The organism is Pseudomonas sp. (assembly GCF_041601375.1).
In the GTDB taxonomy this organism is placed as follows: domain Bacteria; phylum Pseudomonadota; class Gammaproteobacteria; order Pseudomonadales; family Pseudomonadaceae; genus Aquipseudomonas.
The window spans coordinates 1-3,880 of record NZ_JBFIIG010000274.1; the positions used below are offsets into that span (position 1 = coordinate 1).

Annotated in this window: 6 protein-coding genes; 4 read left to right on the forward strand and 2 right to left on the reverse strand. The window is 62.9% G+C overall.

Features of this window, described 5'->3' with window-relative positions; all coding sequences use genetic code 11:
- Positions 1-236: 236 nt before the first annotated feature.
- Positions 237-632 carry a DUF488 domain-containing protein gene (locus ABZE94_RS20855; RefSeq protein ID WP_372878060.1) on the forward strand — a complete coding sequence of 132 codons (396 nt, stop codon included), beginning with the start codon at positions 237-239 and terminating at the stop codon, positions 630-632.
- Between the two features lie 9 nt (positions 633-641).
- On the opposite strand, the gene ABZE94_RS20860 is transcribed toward ABZE94_RS20855, so the two are convergent.
- Positions 642-1,343, reverse strand: a complete 702-nt coding sequence (locus ABZE94_RS20860; protein ID WP_372878062.1) for a YebC/PmpR family DNA-binding transcriptional regulator — start codon at positions 1,341-1,343, stop codon at positions 642-644.
- A gap of 349 nt (positions 1,344-1,692) precedes the next feature.
- Here ABZE94_RS20860 and ABZE94_RS20865 point away from each other — a divergent pair, with 349 nt between their 5' ends.
- From ABZE94_RS20865 to ABZE94_RS20875, 3 genes are all read left to right on the forward strand, one after another.
- On the forward strand, positions 1,693-2,124 hold the full coding sequence (locus ABZE94_RS20865) for a universal stress protein (RefSeq protein ID WP_372878064.1): 432 nt from the start codon (positions 1,693-1,695) through the stop codon (positions 2,122-2,124).
- Positions 2,125-2,215: 91 nt separating this feature from the next.
- The gene (locus ABZE94_RS20870; RefSeq protein ID WP_372878066.1) at positions 2,216-2,647 is read left to right on the forward strand and encodes a universal stress protein; all 432 of its coding nucleotides are present in this window, start codon (positions 2,216-2,218) and stop codon (positions 2,645-2,647) included.
- Positions 2,648-2,865: 218 nt separating this feature from the next.
- Complete coding sequence (locus ABZE94_RS20875; RefSeq protein WP_372878068.1) at positions 2,866-3,081, forward strand: hypothetical protein; 216 nt, start codon at positions 2,866-2,868, stop codon at positions 3,079-3,081.
- Positions 3,082-3,098: 17 nt separating this feature from the next.
- On the opposite strand, the gene ABZE94_RS20880 is transcribed toward ABZE94_RS20875, so the two are convergent.
- Positions 3,099-3,833, reverse strand: a complete 735-nt coding sequence (locus tag ABZE94_RS20880; protein WP_318949689.1) for a sulfite exporter TauE/SafE family protein — start codon at positions 3,831-3,833, stop codon at positions 3,099-3,101.
- Positions 3,834-3,880 lie beyond the last annotated feature (47 nt).

The window sequence follows — 3,880 nt, forward strand, 5'->3', positions numbered from 1 at the left end:
CAGCTCGCCTTGCAGACGGCTGTGCTTCACCGAATCGACCTGGGGTTTTTCGCTGAACACCTGGCAGCTGGCAAATAGCGGCAACAGGGCAAACAATAGAAAACGACTGGCGTGCATCGAGGCTCTCCTGGCAAGAGCGGCCACGGTACGCAGGGCTGGTAAAAAAATCGAGCGCAGTAGGCGAGAGTTTTTTCACCAGCGCTCAAACCTATGGGCGATCACAAGGGAGGCGACCGATGATTCAGTGTAAACGGGTATATGACGAGCCGGCCGCAACCGATGGTCGGCGGGTATTGGTCGACCGCCTATGGCCGCGCGGGTGCAGCAAGGCATCCTTGCAACTGGACGCCTGGCTGCGCGAGGTGGCGCCCTCCGCCGAGCTGCGCCGCCAGTTTGGCCACGCGCCCGAGCGCTTCGCCGAGTTTCGCCAACTCTACCGGCGCGAACTGGCCGGCCATCCAGAGTATTGGCAAGGGCTGCTGGAGAGCGCCGGGAACGGCACCCTGACCCTGTTGTTCGCCGCGCGCGAGCAGCAGTTGAACAACGCCCAGGTGCTGGCCGAGTTTCTCGAAGAGGAGCTGGACCGCCGAGCCGAGCCGAGCTCGGCGGTGTGTTACGCGGACAGGCTCTAAGTCCTGCAATTAGCCAGCCAGACCGACGTAGACGTTCTGCACATCGTCGTGGCCGTCGATGGCCTCGAGGAAGGCCTCGACTTCTTCCATTTCGGCGTCCGTCAGTCCAGTGACCGGGTTCTTCGGGCGATAGCCCAGGTTGGCCGAGTTGACCGTGAAACCCTGGTCGGGCAGGGCGCGGCACACCGCGTCGAGATCGGTCAGTTCGGTGATGAACAGGGTATTACCCTCATCGGCTGGCTCGAAATCCTGGGCGCCGGCTTCGATGGCGGCCAGTTCCGGGTCGGCGCCGCTGTCGCTGGAGGCTTCGATCAGGCCAACGTGGTCGAAGTCCCAGGTGACCGAACCGGAAGCGCCCATCTGGCCCTTGCGGAACAGCACGCGGACCTCGGCCACGGTGCGGTTGATGTTGTCGGTCAGGCATTCGACGATCACCGGCACCTGATGCGGGGCGAAGCCTTCATAGGTGGTGCGCTCGAAGTGGACGGTTTCCCCGCTCAGGCCCGCGCCTTTCTTGATCGCCCGCTCCAGGGTGTCCTTGGGCATCGAGGCTTTTTTCGCCTGATGCACCGCCAGGCGCAGCTTGGGGTTCATGTCCGGGTCGGCGCCGTTACGCGCGGCGATCATGATTTCCTTCACCAGCCGGCCGAAGATCTTGCCTCTGGCGTTGGCGGCGGCTTCTTTAGGTTTGGCTTTCCATTGTGCGCCCATGCGGATTCTCTTGGTCTGTGCGGTGGATGAGTAGCCGGCCGTGGGGTTTTACCGGTGACGCCCGCCCAGACGAGAGGGGCCAGCAGAAAACCAGGCTACGGAGTTAGACGAGCGATTTTAATCGCTCCGCCTGCGCCTGGCACCCTTTGATTGGCCATGCCCCCTGCGCCCGCCCCATTACCCCGAGCAATCCGTAGGGTCGCCGCAGGCAGTGCACCATGGTTCAGCGACGCGGCACGAAGCTGGCGGGTTGTCGCTGCGCTCCGAAGCCGCCTGCGATATTTTGCACAACCGCTGACGGCTCGATGCACTGGTCTATGCTTGACGTGAATCCCAGAGGAGGCAGGTTATGCGCAAGGTATTGGTTGCATTCGATGGCTCGGACAGTTCGAAGCGTGCGCTGCAGTACGTCATCGACTTTGCCCGTGAGCATGCCACGACGCTGGAGGTGCATCTGCTCAATGTGCAGCAGGAGCCGGTGTTGTATGGCGAGTACGTGACCGGGACGATTATCGATCAATTGCAGCAGTCACTGATTGCCAGCGCAAAGCAGGCTCTCGAGTGGCCGAGCGACCAGTTGAAGGCGGCCGGTATCAGCTACAAGACGCACACCGCGCTTGGCAATGTGGCGGCCAAGGTGAGCGAGTTTGCCGATCAACTGGGGTGTGACACCGTGGTGATGGGCACGCGCGGCCTGGGCAGTTTCACCGGCATGCTGCTGGGTTCGGTGGCCACGCGGGTGATTCATGAGGTGTCGGTGCCGGTGCTGTTGGTGAAATAAGCCCTCGAGTCGCCCGCGCCGATCATGCTCTGAACCCGCGTCAGGCAGCACCGGTCTATGCTGATAAGTGAAGCGGAAAAGGAGGCATGTGATGCGCAAGATACTGCTGGCATTCGATGGTTCGGACAGCTCGAAACGGGCCTTGCAGTACGTGCTCGACTTCGTCCGCATGCATAGTGCAACGCTTGAGGTGCATCTGCTCAACGTGCAGCATGAACCCACGCTGTATGGCGAATACATAACTGAAGACATGATCAGCAATATGCGCCAGTCCCTGAAAGCGGCGGCCGATGAGGCGCTCGAATGGCCGGCCGAGCAATTGCAGGCGGCGGGAATTACCCATGAAGAACACACCGCTTTCGGCAACGTGGCGGAGCAAATCAGCCTCGCCGCCAAGGATCTGCAGTGCGACACTGTGGTGATGGGCACACGCGGCCTGGGCAGTTTCACCGGCATGCTGCTGGGCGCCGTGGCCACGCGGGTGATTCATGAGGTGGCGGTGCCGGTGCTGCTGGTGAAATAGCCGGCTAGCCTCATGGTGGCGCTCGCCGCTGCCAAGTGAGGGCGGCTTATGCGTTCAACGAACGGCTGCGGTGGCGGCCGTTCAAGGCCGCCATTCGTCAGTTCGTGTGCGGCAAGCATCAAGCCGCGGCGAAAGATTCCGACTGCTTTTCTATCCTTTCCCCAGATTGTGTGGCGCCGACCAATGGCGGCCGTTTCGCCATGCGCGAGGAGGGCGCGATGAAGACACCTATCCGGTGGCTCGCCATCCCGCTGGCCGGCGACGACAGTGTGGCGTTGCAGGTGGCGGCCAAGCTGGTCAGCGACGCCGGTTTCGACCCGGTGATCGTCGGCCCACTGAGCAGTGCCAAACAGTTCGACTACGGCAGCGGCATCTCGGCCAAAATGCTCACCGCCCGCCAGCTGCGCCAGGAACTGGGGCTGCAGGAGCCCTGAAGGCGTCCCCCCGGCTCCTACAGGTTGCGCCAGATCAGCTGGACGCCTGCCAGCAACATGCCCAGGCGGGCGATGCGGTAGAACCACTCGTGGTTGACCCGCGATTGCAGCCACAGGCCGCTCCACACGCCAAGCGGCACGATAGGCGCAAGCATCAGGCTGAGTAGCAGATTTTCCTCGCTGAACTGGCCCAGGGCCGCGTAGGGGATCAGTTTCAGGGCATTGGTGAGCAGGAAGAACATATTGATGGTGGCGACGTAGCGCACCTTGTCGAGCTGCTGCGGCAGCAGGTGCATCATCACCGGCGGGCCGCCGGCGTGGGCGACAAAGCTGGTGAAGCCGGCCAGACTCGAGAGCAGCGTGCCGCGGCCCTTGTGCAGCGGCCGCGGCGTCTGGCTGCTGTTGATCAGACCCAGCAGTACGAAGGACACGGCGATGACCCCGATCAGCAAACCGATCAGGTTTTCATTGAGCAGCTCGAAGGTCAGGGCGCCGATGCCGATGCCGAGCAGCGCGCCGGGCATCATCACTTTCAGGTTGGCCACATCCCACTTGCCGAAATAGGCCTTGAGGCCCACCAGATCGGCCAGGCAGAGAATCGGCAGCATCACGGCCGCCGCCTGCTTCGGCGTGCTGGCCAACGCCAGCAGCGGCACGGCGATTCCGCCCAGGGCGCCACCGAAGCCGCCTTTGGACAGCCCGGTGAGGAACACCGCCGGGAGGGCAAACAGGAGCAGATCAGACAGGCTCATATGGCAGGCCACAGCAGAGAGGCGCGCAGGTTAGCAGAGGGCGGGCC